The organism is Pseudomonas sp. ANT_J28, from assembly GCF_008370005.1.
Lineage (GTDB): Bacteria > Pseudomonadota > Gammaproteobacteria > Pseudomonadales > Pseudomonadaceae > Aquipseudomonas > Aquipseudomonas frigoris.
The window spans coordinates 157,657-173,052 of sequence record NZ_VOBM01000007.1 but is presented as its reverse complement, the minus strand read 5'-3'; the positions used below and the strand labels follow the sequence as shown (position 1 = coordinate 173,052).

Annotated in this window: 14 protein-coding genes and 2 tRNA genes; 5 read left to right on the top strand and 11 right to left on the bottom strand. The window is 56.6% G+C overall.

The genetic code is table 11. The annotated features are described in order from the left end of the window. Window positions 1-237: 237 nt before the first annotated feature. On the top strand, window positions 238-942 hold the full coding sequence (locus tag FQ187_RS06985; protein ID WP_256667280.1) for a YafY family protein: 705 nt from the start codon (window positions 238-240) through the stop codon (window positions 940-942). A gap of 63 nt (window positions 943-1,005) precedes the next feature. Next, complete coding sequence (locus FQ187_RS06980; protein WP_129441252.1) at window positions 1,006-1,308, top strand: hypothetical protein; 303 nt, start codon at window positions 1,006-1,008, stop codon at window positions 1,306-1,308. 251 nt (window positions 1,309-1,559) lie between these two features. Here FQ187_RS06980 and FQ187_RS06975 read toward each other — a convergent pair. Together FQ187_RS06975 and FQ187_RS06970 are read right to left on the bottom strand one after the other, a co-directional pair. After that, window positions 1,560-1,636: transfer RNA gene (locus tag FQ187_RS06975), tRNA-Met, on the bottom strand. Between the two features lie 116 nt (window positions 1,637-1,752). Then, complete coding sequence (locus tag FQ187_RS06970; protein ID WP_149628898.1) at window positions 1,753-3,810, bottom strand: methyl-accepting chemotaxis protein; 2,058 nt, start codon at window positions 3,808-3,810, stop codon at window positions 1,753-1,755. A gap of 332 nt (window positions 3,811-4,142) precedes the next feature. Here FQ187_RS06970 and FQ187_RS06965 point away from each other — a divergent pair, with 332 nt between their 5' ends. Then, entirely contained in the window at window positions 4,143-5,360 is a 1,218-nt protein-coding gene (locus FQ187_RS06965; protein WP_149628897.1) for an MFS transporter, read from the top strand. A 290-nt stretch (window positions 5,361-5,650) separates the two neighbouring features. On the opposite strand, the gene FQ187_RS06960 is transcribed toward FQ187_RS06965, so the two are convergent. Next, window positions 5,651-6,496, bottom strand: coding sequence for an AraC family transcriptional regulator (locus FQ187_RS06960; protein ID WP_149628896.1), 846 nt, complete (start codon window positions 6,494-6,496; stop codon window positions 5,651-5,653). 83 nt (window positions 6,497-6,579) lie between these two features. On the opposite strand from FQ187_RS06960, the gene FQ187_RS06955 reads away from it, so the two are divergent. Beyond that, entirely contained in the window at window positions 6,580-7,203 is a 624-nt protein-coding gene (locus tag FQ187_RS06955) for a glutathione S-transferase family protein (protein WP_149628895.1), read from the top strand. A gap of 173 nt (window positions 7,204-7,376) precedes the next feature. After that, window positions 7,377-8,282 (top strand): DMT family transporter, encoded by a 906-nt coding sequence (locus tag FQ187_RS06950; protein ID WP_134423132.1) that lies wholly within the window; start codon window positions 7,377-7,379, stop codon window positions 8,280-8,282. 190 nt (window positions 8,283-8,472) lie between these two features. Here the strand turns inward: FQ187_RS06950 and ychF are convergent, their stop codons facing one another. From ychF to FQ187_RS06910, 8 genes are all read right to left on the bottom strand, one after another. Continuing rightward, on the bottom strand, window positions 8,473-9,573 hold the full coding sequence (gene ychF / locus FQ187_RS06945) for a redox-regulated ATPase YchF (RefSeq protein ID WP_134419017.1): 1,101 nt from the start codon (window positions 9,571-9,573) through the stop codon (window positions 8,473-8,475). Between the two features lie 23 nt (window positions 9,574-9,596). Continuing rightward, a complete protein-coding gene (gene pth, locus FQ187_RS06940) occupies window positions 9,597-10,181 on the bottom strand; it encodes an aminoacyl-tRNA hydrolase (RefSeq protein ID WP_008153430.1) in 585 nt (194 codons plus the stop codon). A gap of 170 nt (window positions 10,182-10,351) precedes the next feature. Continuing rightward, window positions 10,352-10,954, bottom strand: a complete 603-nt coding sequence (locus FQ187_RS06935; RefSeq protein WP_129445115.1) for a 50S ribosomal protein L25/general stress protein Ctc — start codon at window positions 10,952-10,954, stop codon at window positions 10,352-10,354. A 141-nt stretch (window positions 10,955-11,095) separates the two neighbouring features. Beyond that, a complete protein-coding gene (locus tag FQ187_RS06930) occupies window positions 11,096-12,037 on the bottom strand; it encodes a ribose-phosphate pyrophosphokinase (RefSeq protein ID WP_003208392.1) in 942 nt (313 codons plus the stop codon). 45 nt (window positions 12,038-12,082) lie between these two features. Continuing rightward, window positions 12,083-12,157, bottom strand: a tRNA-Gln gene (locus FQ187_RS06925). A gap of 37 nt (window positions 12,158-12,194) precedes the next feature. Further along, window positions 12,195-13,046, bottom strand: a complete 852-nt coding sequence (ispE, locus tag FQ187_RS06920) for a 4-(cytidine 5'-diphospho)-2-C-methyl-D-erythritol kinase (protein ID WP_149628920.1) — start codon at window positions 13,044-13,046, stop codon at window positions 12,195-12,197. A gap of 2 nt (window positions 13,047-13,048) precedes the next feature. Further along, a complete protein-coding gene (gene lolB, locus FQ187_RS06915) occupies window positions 13,049-13,666 on the bottom strand; it encodes a lipoprotein insertase outer membrane protein LolB (RefSeq protein WP_149628894.1) in 618 nt (205 codons plus the stop codon). Window positions 13,667-13,670: 4 nt separating this feature from the next. Next, window positions 13,671-15,395, bottom strand: a complete 1,725-nt coding sequence (locus tag FQ187_RS06910; protein ID WP_149628893.1) for a tetratricopeptide repeat protein — start codon at window positions 15,393-15,395, stop codon at window positions 13,671-13,673. Between the last annotated feature and the right edge of the window lies 1 nt (window position 15,396).

Genomic DNA, 15,396 nt, shown 5'->3' with positions numbered 1-15,396 from the left:
TCAAGGTGCGTGAAGGGTGTGCGCGAAACACTGCGCGAAAACATGCCGGCCGGTACTTGACGCGAGCCTTCCATGGGGTTGTTTCCCCAAAAGGGGGAGAATGAACACTTCAGCTCTGAGTAGAGCAGTTTTTGATTCACTCCAGTGCCCCGCAGACGAGATGCGCCCGACACATGGGATGCGTCGGAGGCAATGGCAACGCCCTTCCTAAAATCGAGCACATTGGTCCTTCAGTACATGCGTAAATCAGATCGGCTATTCCAGGTAGTAAACCTGATCCGGGTACATCAGCCGATTACAGCGGAAGACTTGGCGGGGCGTATCGGGGTCTCAGTCCGCACGATTTATCGGTATATCGACGACCTGTCTGTGAGCGGTATTCCTCTCTATGGCGTCGCTGGCGTTGGGTATGCTCTGCACGAAGGGTTTGAGTTACCGCCTCTGACACTCACCCAGGATGAACTCGACGCGCTGATGTTGGGCGTTGAGATGCTTTCAAATTCCGCAGGCCCTGAACTCGCTTCTTCTGCAAGGACGCTGTTGAGCAAAGTTGCTGCCGTATTGCCGTTTCGCAATACAGAACCATCACTCTCCAATATCCGCGCGTTGAGGGCTAAGCCTGTCACACCAGACCAACGATATTTGGACGATCTCCACCGCGCTATTCAGCAGGCGAGAGCCGTCCACTTTTCATATTTCAGCTTGAGTGAAGAGATCTCGGGCAGGACGGTGTTCCCCTTGGGCCTTTTCTACTGGGGAGGAAAGTGGACTGTCGGAACATGGTGTACGTCCAGAAAGGCATACAGAGACTTTCGAGTTGACCGGATACGAAGCCTGCAGATCATGACGGATGGACAGAAGCTTGAGGCGGAATGGAACCTGCGGTCATACATGCAGTTTCAGTCTGATCAATGGACGGCCCAACAACCTTTCAAGCACTGACAGTACGGTGTCAGTACGACCCCAAGATACTGGTCGCTCCTCACCACACAATTGGAGTGACATATGACGCAGAACAGCCATGTACTCGAGCTAGCAATCTTTACCGTCAAGGAAGGCTTCGAAAGCCAAATGCCTGAGTTGCGGTTGATGCTTCGGGAAACCCTCAAAGGGTTTGATGGGTTGATTGAGTTCTCAGGTTATTGTCCCGAACCACAAGGCCGTGTTTTCGCTGACTTGGCTAAATGGGACAACCTTGAAAATGCTCAGAAAGTCGCACAGGCATTCGAGGGTGGAGATCCGAGATTTGCCCCTTACGCCCAGGCGATTGAAGCGCTTACGTTCATGGGACATTTTTACCCCGAGTAGAAGCTCAGCGCCCTGCTCTTAGGCTCCCTTCGCGCCAACGCGGTATCGGAAAGGGGCGGCGTTTTATCTCGGATCGCTTCATTTGGGCTTGTATCCCCTCGGTTCAATTATTTGTCGAGGATACACAGGGGATACACGGAGGGAAGGTATAGAGAGATACAGGGAGAGATAGCCAGAAACAAGAAAGCCCGCACTAGGCGGGCTTCTTGAGGTTGTTTAGAGACTCATGGAGACATCTGTAAACAGGTACTTGGTGGCTACACAGGGACTTGAACCCCGGACCCCAGCATTATGAATGCTATGCTCTAACCAACTGAGCTATGTAGCCAAGTGGCGCGCATTATTGGCTCGTAACAGAGATGTGTCAAGCGTAAATATAAAATATTTCTCTACGCTTTCAACCGCTTATCCGCCTGACCCGAAAAAACGGGCCAGGGGAGGGCGTCAACTGAGCTGAAATCTCCCGGTATTGGCACTCAAGGCCTTGCTGCCCTGGCTCAAGGTGTCCGCTGCCAGGTTCACCGCCCGCGCGCCTTCGAGCAAGCGTACCGCCGCCTGATCGACTTGCTGGATGTTGCCGCTGACCTCGTCGGCGGTGGTCGCTTGCTCGTCGACCGCTGTGGCGATCTGCGCCAGGGTGTCAGTGACACTTTGCACGGCACTGGCAATTTCCCCCAGGCGTTCGCCGAGGCCAGTGACGGCTTGGGCGTCGGACTGAGCCTGGCCGCAAGCGGCTTCCATCAGGCTCACCGCTTCGTTCACCGTGTTGCGCAGGCTGTCGACAGTGCCGGCAATCTGCGCGGTGGAGGACTGGGTGCGTTGCGACAGGCTGCGCACTTCATCGGCCACCACCGCAAAGCCGCGACCTTGCTCACCCGCGCGAGCGGCCTCGATGGCGGCATTAAGTGCCAACAGATTCGTCTGCTCGGCAACCCCGCGAATGGTATCCACCACCAACTGAATCTGCTGCCCTTGCTCACTGACCCGGCCCAGTGCCGCAGCGGTGTCGTTCAAGCGCTGATTGAGTTGCTGAATGCTCGCCGTCGTGCGCTGGCTGTCACGGCTGCTGTCGGCAGCGATGCGCTGGGTGTGCTGAGCGCTGCCAGAAGCCTGTTCGCAACTCTGGGCGACCCCTTGCGAGGTCGCTGCCAATTGCGTGGCCGCCGCCGCGATCTGGCTGATCTGCAACTGCTGAGCTTCGACTTCCCCAAGGGCGCCGCTGGAGTGATGGTTGAGGGTGCGCACCGCGTTGCTCAGCTGCAAGGTTTCATGATCGACTCCCAGCAGGCTGTTGCGCAGCTGCACCACCGCGACGTTGAGGGCGGTGCTGATGGCGGCCAGTTCGTCGCGGCCTTCCACCGGTACTTGCAGGCTCAGATTGCCGTCGCGCAAGGCTTCGGCCAGCAGGGTAATGCCGCTGGCGCTGCGACGGATCGAGGCCTGCAAGCAGATGAACAGGTACAGCGCGGCCAGCAGCAGGCAGCCAAAAATGGTCGCTACCAGGATGAACTGGCGGATTGCCGAACCGTGGTAATAGTCCAGACGCTGATCTAGTGACACCAACGACTGCTGGCGCAGCGAAGCGAGGTCGGAGAGCAGGCCGTCGAGGCTGCGTTCGAACTCTTCCGGCTTGAGCTTGATGCTGCCGCCGAATACGCCGTCATCGAGGACTTTCAACTCGGCGTCCAGGTGCTTGAGGCTGTCATGGTATTGCCCGGCCCAGGCTTGCAACGCGCTGGGCAGCCGCGCTTCCAGCAGGCTTGCGGTTTTGACCAACTGCTCCCGGGCATCGCCGATGCGGCTGCGCAAGTCCCGCAGTTGCAGACGGCTTTGCAGGGTGAACTGTCCGGATACCACTGACGCCTGGCCGACGCTCGCGAGACGGCCGACTCGTTCAATCAGGTCTGGCGCGTGCTGCGTGGAGATCTGCGTCAGCAAATAGGTCTCCAGCCACGGCGCGAGGGTCAGGCGATTGTCCATGGCGATCTGTTCGCGCAAGGCTTGCAGGGCACTCAAGGCATTGGTGAAACGATCGTAACCGTCCGGCCACCAGCCGACGCTGCTCAGGCTTTTAGAGTCGAGGCCGTTGAGGGCGGTTTGCAAGGTTTGATAACGGGCCAGGGTTTCGCCCTCGGCGCCTTCGGTTTGCAGTGCGTTGCCGAGGTCTGTGGTGGCTTGGGCGACGGCGGGCTGAACCGTATCGAAAGCAGCCATCGCCGCGATCGTCGCGGGTGTCGGCTGGCGATTGGTTTCCGTGGCGCGCCAGCGAGCCGCGCGGTCACGCTGGGCGGCGAGCAGGTTATCCAGAGCATCCAGGGCGAGCAGTTGCCGAACCCCGGCACGTTCGCCGGAAATCAGGTTCAGTTTGTCGCGATAGTCTTGACCGATCATCCACAGACTGCCCGTCAGCGGCAGGATAAACAGCAGAAACAGCAGCTGAAATTTGCGTGCGAAGCCAAAACGCCCCAGCAACCCGATCCCCGGTGATAAAAAAGCCTGCATGCCCCAAAACTCCTCTGGACACCACGCGCCATTGGCGTGCGTCGCAACCGTTGCGGCCGCGACCTGTGCCCTTTTAAAAGGCCTCGAAAGTTCACCCTCGTCAGCTCTGTAGGCCGGCTCTGTAGCGAAACTTCCCATTCTCGGTCCCCTTTGTAAGGGGCCGCGTTGAAGCGGATTACCAAGGCAAGATTCAGACCATGGCGTTGCGCTATCACCTTTTCCGCGATGAAAACCGAGGTCGTTAGCAGGCTAATGGGATGGCGCTGCTGCACCGAAAAATGGCACATTGACGCACCTGCCCGTGTGCACCCATCTGATGTACGGAAACTCTTATGGCTATCAGCAATGTCCAGACCGGCGCGCAGCCGGCATCCGCGACTTCACAAAGCAGCCCTTTGGTCATGCGCATCATCGGCGCTGTGGCGCTGGCGCATTTGATCAACGACTTGATCCAGTCGGTGCTGCCGTCGATCTATCCGATGCTCAAGGCCAACTATGGCCTGACCTTCACCCAGGTTGGCTTGATCACTTTGACCTTCCAGCTGACGGCTTCGCTGTTGCAGCCGTGGGTCGGTTACTACACCGATCGGCACCCAAAACCCTGGTTGCTACCCGCCGGGACGATTTGCACATTGATCGGCATTTTGATGATGTCGGTGGTCGGCAGTTTTCCGATGATTTTGCTGGCTGCAGGGCTAATAGGTATCGGCTCCTCGACCTTTCACCCGGAAGCTTCTCGTGTGGCGCGATTAGCGTCTGGCGGGCGGTTTGGTTTGGCGCAGTCGACGTTTCAGGTCGGCGGTAATGCCGGGTCTGCCTTCGGTCCGTTGCTGGCTGCGGCGATCATCATTCCTTTCGGTCAGGGCCATGTGGCCTGGTTCGGACTGTTCGCGGTGTTTGCGCTGTTCGTGCTCTATCGGATCAGCCGCTGGTACGCCAACCACCTGAGTCTGTTCAAACTCAAGCAAGGCCAGGCGGCGACGCATGGCTTGTCGAAGAACCGCGTGATCAGTGCACTGGTAGTGCTCGGGCTGCTGGTGTTCTCCAAGTATTTCTACATGGCCAGCTTCACCAGCTACTTCACTTTCTACCTGATCGAGAAATTCGACCTGTCGGTGGCCAGTTCACAGTTGCACCTGTTCCTGTTTCTCGGCGCGGTCGCGGCGGGGACCTTCTTTGGTGGGCCGATCGGCGACAAGATTGGGCGTAAGGCGGTGATCTGGTTCTCGATCCTCGGCGTAGCGCCGTTCACCCTGATCCTGCCTCATGCGGACCTGTTCTGGACCAGCATCCTCAGCGTCGTGATCGGCTTCATTCTGGCGTCAGCATTCTCGGCGATCGTGGTGTATGCCCAGGAACTGGTGCCGGGCAATGTCGGAATGATTGCCGGAGTGTTCTTCGGATTGATGTTCGGCTTTGGCGGGATTGGTGCGGCGTTGCTCGGGCATTTGGCGGATATCCAAGGCATCGAATACGTGTACTTCCTGTGTTCGTTCTTGCCGTTGTTCGGGGTGTTGGCGATCTTCTTGCCACGGACCAAAAAAGTCTGACCCAACACATGCCCCCTGTGGGAGCGAGCTTGCTCGCGATGAGGATTTCAGATTCGATACCTTCGCCGACTGACACTCCGCGATCGTCGGATCGCCGCCCGGAGCAAGCTCCCACAGTTGATCGGTGGTGTGGTGGGTGATTATTTCAGGCACAAAAAAGCCGCGTGTGAACGCGGCTTTTTCTTGGGCGGGTGTTTTCACATCGAGGGCACTAAGGGCGCTTCACGCAGATACTACAAGGCATTTCAGGACTGACTCAAACGAGTCAGGCTATGGGGTTACTTACAGGCTCAAGCACTGCTGTTGCGGAAACTGCCGGGTGTGATGCCGACTACTTTTTTGAAGGCGCGGGTCATGTGGCTTTGATCGAAGAAGCCGCAAGCGAATGACGCTGCTGCGAGACTGGACCCGGTGCGCAGCAGTTTTTGGACCTGGGCGATTCTTTTCTGGATTTGATAGCTGTGGGGGGAGACGCCAACGCTTTTTTTGAACACCCGGATCAGGTAAAGAGGGTCAAGGTTCACCAGTTGCGCCAGTTCTTCCAGAGACAGATGTTGGTCGAACTCGTCTTCGAGCTTCCTCTTGATCTTTTGCACTGCGTGCTGCTCAGCCGTACTGACCGGTTCGATGGGCGCTCCGCTGCGCTCGAAGAGCTGCGTCACCAGATCCAGCAGGATAGTTTCCCGTTCAAGGCTGGAGGGGGATTTTTCAATGATTTGATGTTGATGCAAAAAGGTCCGGGCGAAGTCGGGGGCCTGGCTCAGAGCTGTTTGAAAAAGATGAATATGATCGTTTGAAAAACGCCCTTGAAACACCATCCGATTGACCCATTCGGGGTCGATATAGAGCATTCGATACATCCAGCCATCATCATGGCCTGGCAAGCCGTCGTGGATCTCCCCGGGGGTAATGGTGACCACACTGCCAGCGACCCCCATGTAGTAACTGCCGCGATAAAAAAGTTTTTCAACACCGCTACTTATAACGCCGATAGCGTACCGGTCATGTGAATGTCGGCCGAAAGATTGAGTACTGTAGCGCGCAGATAGCAACTCACAGTCGCCTTCGGGTATACGCCAGAATTGAACAAAGTCCTTGTCATTTCGAGGGGCTTTGTTAAGGCGATTCTCGTCCATGAATTGTCCAGTTTTGTGCAATACGTATGAAAAAAAGGTCGCTAAATTTAGCACCTATTTCATAACACAAGCGAGGGGTTGCGATGTCTACAAAACTGGTAGTTGGGGATTTTAATAAGTCTTCATGGTCATTTCGTGCGTGGCTGGTTCTTGTGACAGCGGATGTTGCATTTGAAACCCTTCAGATCAAACTGGAACAAACCGACACCCGCCAGCGCATTCTGGAGCACTCGCCTTCCGGCAAGGTACCGGCGCTGCTGCTTGATGATGTCGTCATCAACGACAGCCTGGCCATCAGCGAATACATTGCCGGCACATATCCGGCAGCCAACCTTTGGCCCCAGGACTCGCGGGTCAAGGCCCTGGCACGAGCAGCTGCGGCAGAGATGCACTCCGGTTTCACCCATCTGCGCACGCAGATGTCGTTTGGCCTGAACACCGGTGACATCCCGGAAAGCCTGACCGGCGAGACCCGAGAGGAAATCATGCGGGTATTCGCTATCTGGAACCAGCTCCGTGAGGTGAGCGGTTCAACACAGTTCCTCTGCGGTGACTTCGGCATTGTTGATGCGATGTTTGTTCCGGTGGTGTTCCGCTTCCGTCGTTATGGTATTGCCATTCCTGCGCAACTGCAGGGCTATGTCGAAAACATCCTGGGTTATGCACCGGTACAGCAATGGTTGAAGTTGGCCGCGCAAGAAGTTTAAAGAGTTGTGCTGCTGATAACTAATAAGGTCAATTAAAAATCAGTTGTTTTTTTTGACTCGTGGCAGAAAAGACCTTTGGGGCTTTTCTGCTTTATCGAGTCTGATATTTGTTGTCCGGGGGCGGTTATGAGCGTTCATAAAGTTAATACCGGTCTTTATCAATGAGGTTTCTCATGTCGACTAATAACAATCGGGCAATCATTGAATTGACCATCGGCGGACTGATGCTCAGTCTGTCTGCTCTAGCCGTCGCTTTCGCCCATATCGGCGCGGGTGGCGCAGGGTTCTATCGGATGTTGTTCGCCTCGATCCTGTTCTTCCTGCTGCTCAAGGTGCGCAAAACACCGGTACTGCTCAAAAGCGCCAAGGCGCAGCTGTACACCGCGTTGGCTGGGGTGTTTTTGGCCATCGACCTGGTGCTCTGGCACCAGAGCATCTATATCGTCGGCCCGGGCATCGGGTCGATCCTGACCAACTGTCAGGTGTTCTTCATGACCCTGCTGGGGTTATACCTGCTGAAGGAAAAACCTTCGATCTACTTCCTGGTATCCATCACCTTGGCATTTGTTGGGCTCTATCTGTTGTTGCTACCCGAGATGACCAGTGCGGTAGGGATGAAGGGCGTGGTGTATGGCGTACTGTCGGGGCTGGCGTATGCCATCTGCGTGTACTTCCTGAAGATCAATACCCAGTTGCCTGACGGCGGGGGTGACAAGATCGCACAGATGCTCAATTTGAGTCTTTGGGCGGCACTGGTTCTGCTGACATACGCGCTGGCAACTGGAGAAAGCTTGGCCATCGTGGATGGGCAAACCTTGCTGATGCTGATCATATACGGGGTACTGGTGCAGTTTGTCGGCTGGTTGCTGGTCAACCGTTCGATCGGAGCCATCAGCCTGGGGTTGGCCGGACTGATCCTGTTGCTGGAGCCGGTGATCACTTATTTCATTGATGTCACCTTTCTCGGCAAGGCCAGCTCCACACTGCAGATTTGCGGCGCGCTGGTGACTATCTTTGCGGTTTACATTGGTTCAATCAAACCGCCTGAGAAAGCGCACCCTTTACCCGAAGCGACCTGACAGACGATGTATCACGGCGGTATCGTGAACGACGGGCTGCCGTGACCCTGCCCAATACGTTATGCGCAGGCCCGCAAGGTCTGCGTGTAGTCGAGGAGGATGGTGATCCCAAGACGAAAAAATCCCCGTATCAGCGAGTGATTACGGGGATTTTGTGTCTATCGAGATCCGTGTAAATCCACGGTTCCTGTTACACGTTGAAACGGAAGTGCATCACGTCGCCGTCTTTAACGATGTAGTCCTTGCCTTCCAGACGCCATTTACCGGCTTCTTTGGTGCCGGCTTCGCCCTTGTACTGGATGAAGTCGTCGTAGGCGATGACTTCGGCGCGGATGAAGCCTTTTTCGAAGTCGGTGTGGATCACGCCAGCGGCTTGTGGTGCGGTGGCACCGACGCGGACGGTCCAGGCGCGGACTTCTTCGACACCGGCGGTGAAGTAGGTCTGCAAGTGCAGCATTTCGTAGCCGGCGCGGATTACGCGGTTCAGGCCAGGTTCTTCGAGGCCCAGGGCTTCGAGGAACATGTCTTTCTCTTCGCCGTCATCCAGCTCGGCGATTTCGGCTTCTATCTTGTTGCAGACCGGAACCACCATGGCGCCTTCTTCTTCGGCGATGGCTTTGACGATGTCCAGCAGCGGGTTGTTCTCGAAACCGTCTTCAGCGACGTTGGCGATGTACATGACCGGCTTGGTGGTCAGCAGGTGGAAACCACGAATCACCGCTTTGTCGTCGGCGCCCATGGTTTTCATCAGCGTACGCGCAGGCTTGCCGAGGGTGAAGTGAGCGATCAATTGCTCCAGCAGGCCTTTCTGGACCACGGCGTCCTTGTCGCCACCCTTGGCGTTTCGGGCGACTTTCTGCAGTTGCTTCTCGCAGCTGTCGAGGTCGGCGAAGATCAGTTCCAGGTCGATGATTTCGATGTCGCGTTTCGGGTCGACGCTGTTGGAGACGTGAATCACGTTCTCGTCTTCGAAGCAGCGGACTACGTGCGCGATGGCATCGGTTTCACGGATGTTGGCGAGGAACTTGTTGCCCAGGCCTTCACCTTTCGAGGCGCCGGCTACCAGGCCTGCGATGTCGACGAATTCCATGGTGGTCGGCAGGATGCGCTTGGGATTGACGATGGCCGCCAGGGCTTCCAGACGCGAATCCGGCATCGGCACGATACCGGTGTTCGGTTCGATGGTGCAGAAGGGGAAGTTCTCGGCCGCGATCCCGGATTTGGTCAGGGCGTTGAACAGGGTGGACTTGCCGACGTTAGGCAGGCCGACGATGCCGCAATTGAATCCCATGGTGTTTTCCCCGAGGAGTAGAGTCAGGCCTTCTGGCTGTGCAGGTTTTTCATCGCGCGGTTCCATTCACCGGCGAGGATATCCGGCAGCACGCCGAGGGCAAAGTCGATGCTGGCATCGAGTTTTTCCTGTTCGGCGCGTGGCGCACGACCCAGGACGAAATTTGAAACCATACTGGCAACGCCCGGGTGGCCAATGCCAAGCCGCAAGCGGTGAAAGGTATTCTGATTGCCCAGTTGCGCGATGATGTCGCGCAACCCGTTGTGACCGCCATGGCCGCCGCCCTGTTTGAGCTTGGCTACACCCGGTGGCAGGTCGAGTTCGTCATGCGCCACCAGGATTTCTTCAGGCGTAATGCGGAAGAAGCCGGCAAGTGCCGCGACGGCCTGGCCGCTGCGGTTCATGTAGGTGGTGGGAATCAGCAGACGAACATCCTGACCCTGATGCGAATAGCGCCCGGTCAGGCCGAAATATTTGCGATCCGCCACAAGGTTTACGCCTTGTGCGTTCGCGATGCGCTCAACAAAAAGGGCCCCTGCGTTATGCCGGGTCTGTTCGTATTCAGCGCCTGGATTTCCCAGGCCAACGATCAGTTTGATGGCAGTCACGATAGGGGCCCTTCCTTGGAGTGGTGGATAACATCGCCGCGACAGTTGTGTGCGGCGAAAGTGGACGACAAGTGCTCATTTACCATTATGTAAACTCCGCGTTCTCGCCCGCTTTCTCGCTACGTTCCAGTCCGCGATGTTACTTGATCACTCCGGCATCACAGAGTGAATTACTCTGCTGCGCCTTCTTCGGTAGCTTCTGGAGCAACACGTGGAGCGTGGACGTTGGCAACTGCCTTGTCATCACCGTGTGCCAGAGCAACAAACTCAACGCCTTTAGGGGCTTTGAGGTCAGACAGGTGAATGATCGAACCGATTTCGGCGTTAGCCAGGTCGACTTCGATGAATTCAGGCAGGTCTTTCGGCAGGCACGAAACTTCGATTTCAGCAACAACGTGCGAAACTTCGCCGCCTTTCTTGATCGGAGCTTCTTCGCCAACGAAGTGTACAGGCACGATAGCGGTCAGTTTCTGGCCAGCTACAACGCGTACGAAGTCAGCGTGCATCACGTGGCCTTTGGCCGGGTGACGCTGCAGAGCTTTGATGATTACGTTTTGCTTGGTGCCGCCAACGTTCAGCTCGATGATGTGGCTGTAAGCCGCTTCGTTTTCGAGCAGTTTGGCAACTTCTTTAGCCAGCATGCTGATGGATTCAGGGGCTTTTTCGCCACCGTAAACTACAGCAGGTACCAGGCTTGCGAGACGACGCAGGCGGCGGCTCGCACCTTTCCCCAGGTCGGAACGCACTTCAGCATTCAGAGTAAAATCGTTCATGTTGTATCTCCAAAATAACCACATTCGCCCCAGCGTTTGCGACCAGCGCTAAAGGCGATATGGGCAAAAAAGCCCCGCCCCGACAGGAATGCCGGGGCGGGGCGCTTTTCGTCAACGAGATATTCGAGAAGGGCAGGGCCCTTAACGGAACATCGCGCTGATCGATTCTTCGTTGCTGATGCGGCGAACCGCTTCGGCAACTACCGGCGCGATATCCAGTTGACGGATACGCGAGCAGGCTTGAGCAGCAGCGGACAACGGGATGGTGTTAGTCACCACCAGTTCGTCCAGCATGGAATTTTCGATGTTTTCGATCGCCCGACCGGACAGCACAGGGTGTGTGCAGTAGGCGAAAACCTTGGCAGCGCCATGCTCTTTCAGGGCCTTGGCCGCGTGGCACAGAGTGCCGGCGGTATCGACCATGTCATCGACCAGAATACAGGTACGCCCTTCGACATCACCGATGATATGCATCACTTCAGAGTGATTGGCTTTCTCACGGCGTTTGTCGATGATCCCGAGATCCACGCCCAGGGATTTGGCAACAGCACGTGCACGCACGACGCCGCCAATGTCCGGGGACACGATCATCAGGTTTTCGAAGCGCTGATCTTCAATGTCATCCACCAGTACCGGGGAGCCGTAGATGTTATCTACCGGAATATCGAAGAAACCCTGGATTTGGTCAGCATGCAGATCAACCGTGAGAACACGGTCGATGCCGACTACGGTAAGCATGTCAGCCACGACTTTCGCGCTGATAGCCACACGTGCGGAACGCGGACGGCGATCCTGACGGGCATAACCAAAGTAAGGAATAACAGCAGTGATACGAGTAGCCGAGGAGCGGCGGAAGGCATCAGCCATCACTACCAGTTCCATCAGGTTGTCGTTGGTCGGAGCGCAAGTCGGCTGAATAATGAAAACATCTTTACCGCGGACGTTTTCATTGATCTCGGCAGTAATTTCGCCGTCGGAGAACTTACCGACAGAGATGTCACCGAGAGGGATATGCAGCTGACGTACAACACGCCGAGCCAGATCGGGGTTAGCGTTCCCCGTAAAGACCATCATCTTGGACACGCGCAGTACCTAGAGGCTGAGGGTAACCTGGATGAGTATAGAAAATGGCAGGGGCGGCTGGATTCGAACCAACGCATGGCAGGATCAAAACCTGCTGCCTTACCGCTTGGCGACGCCCCTGTATCTGTTGCAACGAGTACCCAGTACTCGATTCCTTTTAGAGCAGACTTTGCAGCTTGCGATGCAACATCGAAATGTTGCTTCCCTTTGCTACAAACCCTGTAAGGGTCTCTGTAAGAAGGGCCGAGACTTTATCAGCTTCAGCTTTGCTTGGGAAGCCCCCAAACACACAACTTCCAGTTCCGGTGAGTTTTGCTTCGGTAAATTTACCTAACAAATTCAATGCGTTACGTACATCTGGATAACGCCTTGCTACCACCGGCAAGCAGTCATTTCGACTGTTTCCCTTGGGAACGGGGCGCACTTTAATGGGAGAAGAGTTACGTGTCAACAACGGATCTGAAAAAATTTCTGCTGTACTTACAGAGACTTGCGGCACAAGCACGAGATACCACGGCTCGATGGGGTAAACAGGGGTCAGTTTCTCCCCCACGCCTTCGGCAAAAGCCGCGTGCCCACGCACGAAAACCGGGACGTCCGCGCCAAGCGTCAGGCCCAAAGTGGCCAGCCGATCCTCATCCCAACCCAGTTGCCAGAGATGATTGAGGCCGAGCAAAGTGGTCGCGGCATTTGAACTGCCGCCACCGATTCCACCGCCCATGGGCAGAATTTTTTCGATCCATATGTCGATACCGAGTGAACAACCGGATTGCTCCTGAAGTTTTTTTGCAGCTCGAACAATCAGATTGCTGTCGTGAGGAACGCCATCGAATTCGGTGTGCAGTAGAATCACGCCGTCATCACGAACGGCGAACGTGATTTCATCGCCGTAATCGAGAAACTGAAAAATAGTCTGCAGCTCGTGGTAGCCGTCTTCACGGCGACCGAGGATGTGCAGCATCAGATTGAGTTTGGCCGGGGAGGGCAGCGTCAAGCGCGGAGCGGTCATGTTCACTGCCCCAATTTGCGAGGTTGCCATTCCTTGATCACCAGCGTGACGTCAAGGTCGGTGCCGTGCAGTTTGATCCGCTCGGGTAGCCAAAAGCCGTTTTGCTCAGCATAGCTGAGGTATTCGACCTGCCAGCCATCCTGCTCAAGTTTGGCGAGGCGGCTGTCGGCATCCAGCGTCAGACGGCTTTTGCTGTCCGGAGCCGGGAGCCCGCGAACCCACCAGGCCAGATTCGACACTGGTAGCTTCCAGCCCAGTTGTTCTTCGACCAACACTTCAGGCGTCGGCGCTTCATAGCGGCCCTGATTGGCAACTTCCAGCGAGACCTTGCCGGGGCGACCGGTCAGGCGTGCTGCGCCGCGACCCAGGGGGCCGGAGAGGCGAATGTCGTAGTAATCCTGTCGCTGCAGCCAGAACAATGTGCCGCTGCCCGAATCTTTCGGGGCGCGAATGCCGATCTTGCCGTTGATCTGCCAGCCGTCAAGGCTGGTCAGTTGCTGTTTGTACTCGCCCCATTGGGCCGGGTTGCCTTGACCCTGGACCGATTCGCGGGCACCGAAGCCCGCGCAACCGGCGAGCAGGGCGATGAAGCTGAAAACAATGAGGTGGCGCAAAAACATAATCTTAAAGAGTCTCTGATCCGGTCAGGCGCTTGATGGTGCTGCGCAGGATGGGGCTGTCGGGCTGCTCCTTGAGGAACTTGCTCCAGATTTGTTTGGCTTCCCGTTGCTTGCCGTTGGCCCACAGGACTTCACCCAGGTGCGCGGCGACTTCCTGATCGGGGAAGCGCTCCAGCGCCTTGCGCAGCAGGCGTTCGGCTTCGTCGAGATTGCCCATGCGGAAGTTCACCCAGCCGAGGCTGTCGAGTACCGCCGGGTCTTCAGGATTGATCTGGTGTGCCTGTTCGATCAAGGCCTTGGCTTCGGCGTAGCGCGTCGTGCGGTCGGACAGGGTGTAACCGAGGGCGTTCAGCGCCATCGCGTTGTCCGGGTCGCGCTTGATGATCAGTCGTAGGTCTTTTTCCATCTGCGACAGGTCATTGCGTTTTTCCGCTTGCATGGCGCGGGTGTACAGCAGGTTCAGATCGTCCGGGTATTGCTGCAACGCTTGCTGCAATACATTCCAGGCTTTGTCGGGCTGTTTATTGGCGGACAAGGTTTCGGCTTCGATCAAATACAACTGAATCGCGTAATCGGGCTGCTCATCGCGCTCCGCAGCCAGACGGCTTTGGGCTTCGGCGGTCTTGCCGTTGTTCATCAGGATATCGGCCTGACGCAATTGCGCCGGCAGGAAATCGTTGCCTGGGCCGACCTGGGCGTACTCGATCAGCGCGCCTTGAGGGTCATTGCGCTCTTCAGCGATACGACCGAGGTTCAAGTGCGCCGAATCGACGTGGCTTTCCCGGGCGATCAAGTCTTCCAGATAGCCCTTGGCTTCATTCCAGGCCTTGGCTTCCAGGCAGACCAGCGCCAGGGAGTAACGCAGTTCGTCGTCTTCCGGGTACTGCTGAACCAGGCTCGAGAACTCGGCTTTGGCATCGTCCATGCGGTCCTGTTCAACCAGCATGCGCGCGTAAGTCAGGCGCAGGCGTTTGTCGTCCGGGTATTTCTTGATGCTTTTTTGCAGCAGCGGCAAGGCTTCATCGCCACGCCTGAGGGTCTGCAGCAGGCGTGCGCGCAGCAGGATTGGCGCTATTTCGCCGTCCTCCGGCGGATTGTCTTCCAGCAGGCCCAGCGCACCTTTGGCGTCACCGTCCTGTTGCAGCAGCAAGGCTTTGCCGAAAATCAGCTGGCCGTTTTTCGGATGGCGCTGCAACAAGCGATCAAAACCTTTCATCAAGCCGTTGCGCGTGTCCTGGTCGGTATCGGCCGCAGACAGGGCGAGGAAGTCGAAATGCGTGTCTCCCTTGCCTTGCAGGACTTTCTCCATATAGACCATGGAGTCGTCATAACGCCCGGCACGAGCCAGTTGCACGGCAGCTGCCCGTTGCGCCTCAAGGTCTTGCGGGGCGTTTTTCGCCCAGATCAACGCGGTGTCCAGGGCAGCCTGATCGGCGCCCAGGTATTCGGCGATACGGAATGCCCGCTCGGAGATGCCCGGATCCTGAGTATTGATGGCCTGGGTCACGTAGTTGTCCAGGGCAATGTCGAAACGATTGCGCTGGCCAGCCAGTTCGGCGCTCAACAGATTGAAGATGGTTTCTTCACTGAATGAGCTGTAAACCTTGGGCTTTTCAGGGGCTGGAGTGCTGTCTTCGACCGGCGGCGTACCGTCCGACGAAACGGGTGCCAAGGCCTGGCAGCCGCTGAGGAAGACAAAAGCGAGGAGCAACGCGGAAGATCTATTCATA